The sequence below is a fragment of the Microbacterium sp. Kw_RZR3 genome (assembly GCF_029222405.1).
Lineage (GTDB): Bacteria > Actinomycetota > Actinomycetes > Actinomycetales > Microbacteriaceae > Microbacterium.
Map to the genome: position 1 here is coordinate 1 of NZ_JARHXC010000194.1, position 4,631 is coordinate 4,631.

3 protein-coding genes and 1 pseudogene are annotated in these 4,631 nt (G+C 68.3%); 1 reads left to right on the forward strand and 3 read right to left on the reverse strand.

Annotated elements, in window-relative coordinates; genetic code table 11:
* From P2P98_RS10250 to tkt, 3 genes and pseudogenes are all read right to left on the reverse strand, one after another.
* Positions 1-189 (reverse strand): annotated as a pseudogene (locus tag P2P98_RS10250) (glucose-6-phosphate isomerase); the annotation flags it as partial.
* Positions 186-1,307 (reverse strand): transaldolase, encoded by a 1,122-nt coding sequence (gene tal, locus P2P98_RS10255; protein ID WP_275799585.1) that lies wholly within the window; start codon positions 1,305-1,307, stop codon positions 186-188. The pseudogene P2P98_RS10250 and the gene tal, both read right to left, overlap by 4 nt.
* Before the next feature lie 19 nt (positions 1,308-1,326).
* Entirely contained in the window at positions 1,327-3,426 is a 2,100-nt protein-coding gene (tkt, locus tag P2P98_RS10260) for a transketolase (RefSeq protein ID WP_275799586.1), read from the reverse strand.
* Positions 3,427-3,654: 228 nt separating this feature from the next.
* On the opposite strand from tkt, the gene P2P98_RS10265 reads away from it, so the two are divergent.
* The gene (locus P2P98_RS10265; protein ID WP_275799588.1) at positions 3,655-4,581 is read left to right on the forward strand and encodes a heme o synthase; all 927 of its coding nucleotides are present in this window, start codon (positions 3,655-3,657) and stop codon (positions 4,579-4,581) included.
* Positions 4,582-4,631: the final 50 nt, after the last annotated feature.

Consider the following 4,631-nt stretch of genomic DNA (forward strand, 5'->3'; position numbering starts at 1 on the left):
GAGCGGGCGCGAGACGGAGACCGCCTGCACCCACCCGAGCCGACGAGACGCCTCGTCTTCGGCGGCCGGACCCCACAGGCTCGCGTCTCCGGCGGTGATGCCGGAGGCCACGAGGGATCCGACCAGACCGGGGAGCTCGGCGTCGACGACCGACTTGACGTGGCCGGTGACCTTGACCTCGAACGTCACTGCGCGGCCTGGGCGCTTCCGGCGTCGAGAGCGGTCTTGACGGTGTCCTGCAGCTCGTGCCACGAGGCGATGAACTTCTCGACGCCCTCGTCCTCGAGCGTCTGGGTCGCGTCGGCGACGTCGACACCCGCGGCAGCGAGACGGTCGAAGACCTCATGTGCCTCGACGTAAGCGCCGGTGACCGTGTCGCCGGTGATGACGCCGTGGTCGAAGGTCGCCTCGAGCGTCTTCTCGGGCATCGTGTTGACGGTGCCGGGAGCGACCAGCTCGGTCACGTAGAGCGTGTCGGGCAGGGCCGGGTCCTTGACACCGGTCGAGGCCCAGAGCGGGCGCTGGACGGTGGCACCGGCGGCCAGAAGAGCCTTCGCGCGGTCCTCGGCGAACTTCTTCTCGTAGAGCTCGTACGCGAGACGGGCATTGGCGATGCCGGCCTTGCCCTTGAGCGCCGCGGCCTCGTCGGTGCCGATCGCGGCCAGTCGCTTGTCGATCTCGGTGTCGACGCGCGAGACGAAGAATGAGGCGACCGACTGCAGGGTCGAGATGTCGTGACCGGCGGCCTGCGCCTTCTCGACACCGGCGAGGTACGCGTCGATGACCTCGGCGTAGCGCTCGAGGCTGAAGATCAACGTGACGTTGACCGAGATGCCCGCACCGATGACCTCGGTGATGGCCGGCAGTCCCGCCTTGGTCGCGGGGATCTTGATGAGGACGTTCTTGCGGTCGACCCGCGCCGAGAGGTCCTTCGCCTGGGCGATGGTGCCCTCGGTGTCGTGCGCGAGGTCGGGGGAGACCTCGATCGACACGCGGCCGTCGACGCCGTCGGTGGCGTCGAAGACCGGGAGGAAGATGTCGCACGCGTCGCGGACATCATCGGTGGTGATCGAGAAGATCGCCTCGTCGACGCTGGCATCCTGAGCGGCGAGCTCTTTCACCTGGCCCTCGTAGGCCTCGCCCTTCGAGAGGGCACCGGCGAAGATCGTCGGGTTGGTCGTCACGCCGACGACGTTGCGGGACTGGATGAGCTCGGCGAGGTTGCCGGACTGGATGCGCTGACGCGAGAGGTCGTCGAGCCAGATGCTGACGCCCGCGGCGGACAGGTCTTCGGTGGGAGTGCTCATTGTTGTGGTTCTCCTCTGATTACTTCTTGGCGGCGGCGAGCGAGTCGCGCGCGGCCTCGACGACGGCCTCAGCCGTGATGCCGAACTTCTGGAAAAGGGTCTTGTAGTCGGCCGAGGCACCGAAGTGCTCGATCGCGACCGAGCGTCCGGCGTCGCCGACGATGCCGTGCCAGCTGAGCGCGGAGCCGGCCTCGACCGACACGCGCGCCTTGACCGAGGAGGGGAGCACCGACTCGCGGTACGCCTCGTCCTGCTCGGCGAACCACTCGAGCGACGGAGCGGACACCACGCGAGCGTGGACCCCCTCGGCGGCGAGCGTCTCGCGCGCCTGGACGGCGAGCTGCACCTCGGAGCCGGTGGCGATGAGGATGACGTCGGGCTCGCCGTTCGCCGCCTCGGCCAGGACGTAGGCGCCCTTCACCGCACCCGCGGCCGACGCGAACTCGTCACCGGATGCCTCGCCCTCGCCGCGCGCGAACACCGGGATGTTCTGGCGGGTCAGGGCGATACCGGCGGGGCCGGCGGTGCGGCGGAGCATCTCGAGCCACACGATGCTCGTCTCGTTGGCGTCTGCGGGACGCACGAGAGCGAAGTTGGGGATCGCGCGGAGCGTCGCGAGCTGCTCGATCGGCTGGTGCGTCGGTCCATCCTCGCCGAGGGCGACCGAGTCGTGCGTCCAGACGAAGATCGTCGGGATGTTCATCAGCGCGGCCAGACGCACCGGCGGGCGCATGTAGTCGCTGAAGATCAGGAACGTGCCGCCGAACGGGCGGGTGGGCCCGTGCAGGACGATGCCGTTCAGGATGGCTCCCATCGCGTGCTCGCGGATACCGAAGTGCAGCACGCGACCGTAGGGGTCGCCCGACCACTCGTGCGTCGACCACTCGGACGGGATGAAGGACTTGGCATCCTTGATCGTCGTCAGGTTCGACTCGGCGAGGTCGGCCGAGCCGCCCCAGAGCTCGGGGAGCTCGGCGGCCAGCGCGTTGATGACGGTGCCGGAGGCCGCGCGGGTCGACACGTCCTTGCCGGCTTCGAAGGCGGGAAGCGCGTCGGCGATGTCGGCGGGCAGTTCGCGGGCCTGAAGGCGGTCCCAGAGCTGCTTGCGCTCGGGGTGGGCGGCGGCCCACGCGTCGAACTTCTGCTGCCAGGCGGCCTTCTCGGCCTCGCCACGCTCGACGAGCTCGCGGGTGTGGGCGATGACGTCGTCGGCGACGGCGAAGTTCTGCTCGGGGTCGAAGCCGAGCACCTCCTTGGTCGCGCGGAGTTCGTCGGCACCCAGGGCGGAGCCGTGGATCTTGCCGGAGTTCTGCTTGCCGGGGGAGGGCCAGCCGATGATCGTCTTGAGGATGATGAGCGACGGCTTGCTCGTCTCGCCCTTGGCCGCTTCGATCGCGGAGTAGAGCTCGGCGACGTCCTCGACGTACTGACCCGTCTTCTTCCAGTCGACGGTCTGGACGTGCCAGCCGTAGGCCTCGTAGCGCTTCTGCACGTCCTCGGTGAAGGCGACGTTCGTGTCGTCTTCGATCGAGATCTGGTTGGAGTCGTAGATCGCGATGAGGTTGCCGAGTTCCTGGTGGCCGGCCAGCGAGGACGCCTCGCTGGTCACGCCCTCCTGGAGGTCGCCGTCACCGGCGATGACGTAGACGTAGTGGTCGAAGGGGCTCTCGCCGGCGGGGCTCTCGGGGTCGAGGAGGCCGCGCTCGTAGCGCGCCGCGTAGGCGAAGCCGACCGAGGAGGCGAGACCCTGGCCGAGCGGTCCGGTGGTGATCTCGACGCCGTCGGTGTGGCCGTACTCGGGGTGACCGGGGGTGAGCGAACCCCAGGTGCGCAGCGCCTCGAGGTCCTTCAGCTCGAGGCCGAAACCGCCGAGGTAGAGCTGCACGTACTGCGTGAGCGAGGAGTGACCGGCCGAGAGGATGAAACGGTCGCGGCCCGGCCAGTGCGTGTCGGCCGGGTCATGCCGCATCACGCGCTGGTACAGCAGGTACGCGGCGGGAGCGAGCGACATCGCCGTTCCCGGGTGGCCGTTGCCCACCTTCTCAACGGCATCCGCCGCGAGGATGCGAGCGGTGTCCACCGCGCGCCGATCGATCTCGTCCCATTCGAAGTCCGACAACAGGGTCGCCTTTCTCGATACTTTGCGCCCGGATCACTTCCGACGCCGCACTCACCACCGTAGGAGTGGGAGAGGGGTGGGGTGTCGGCGCGGGGCGCGCGTTCACGGCCAGCATAGCGAGATCGACCGCGACCGTTGCGGTCCGTGACGGGGGTCGACAGGCGGCCGGTCGTGTGGTGGGCATGGCGTAGAATCGTGGAGGTTTCATACGCGCTACCCCGGGGGACGATGGACATCTCGACGACGTCGCACGTCATTGCGACGACCGATCGCCGCTCCGTCGGACGAACCGTTCGCGCTTACGTCGCTCTGACGAAGCCGCGTGTGCTCGAGCTCCTGCTCGTCACGACGGTGCCGGTCATGATCCTCGCGCAGGGCGGCCTGCCGAACCTGTGGCTGATCTTCGCCACGGTGATCGGCGGTTCGCTGAGCGCCGGATCCGCCGCGGCGTTCAACATGTACCTCGACCGCGACATCGACGCGCACATGCAGCGCACCGAGAACCGGCCGCTGGTCACCGGCGAGGTGTCGCCGCGGGGAGCGCTCGCCTTCGCGTGGACTCTCGCGGTGTTCTCGACCGTGTGGCTGTGGGCGTTCACCAACACCCTCGCCGCGGGTCTGTCAGCCGCGGCCATCTTCTTCTACGTCGTGATCTACACGATGATCCTCAAGCGCCGCACCGAGCAGAACATCGTGTGGGGCGGCATCGCCGGATGCTTCCCCGTGCTCATCGGCTGGTCGGCCGTGACCGGATCCCTTTCCTGGGCGCCGTTCATCCTCTTCGCGCTCGTGTTCCTGTGGACGCCTCCGCACTACTGGCCGCTGTCGATGAAGTACGCCGACCAGTACGACGAGGTCGATGTGCCGATGCTCGGCGCGACCCGTAGTGGATCGCAGGTGGGCCTCCAGGTCATCCTGTATGCGTGGGCCACCGTGGCGTGCTCGCTGCTGCTCATCCCCGTGGCATCCATGGGTCTCGTCTACACGGTCTCGGCGGTCGTCTTCGGCGGGTGGTTCATCTACGAGTCGCACCGCCTGTACTCGCGCGCCGTGCGCGGTGGAGAGCCGCGGCCGATGCGCGTGTTCCACGCTTCGATCACCTATCTCACGCTGCTGTTCGTCGCGATCGCCGTGGATCCGCTTCTGCCGTTCTGAGGATCTGACAACGAAGAAGGCGCCCGCCCCGAGATCGGCGGTTTCTAGGG

What these genes read in the sequence shown, in the direction of transcription:
- tal (WP_275799585.1), bottom strand. Translation starts at nt 1,307, where the DNA reads ATGAGCACTCCCACCGAAGACCTGTCCGCCGCGGGCGTCAGCATCTGG.
- P2P98_RS10265 (WP_275799588.1), top strand. Translation starts at nt 3,655, where the DNA reads ATGGACATCTCGACGACGTCGCACGTCATTGCGACGACCGATCGCCGC.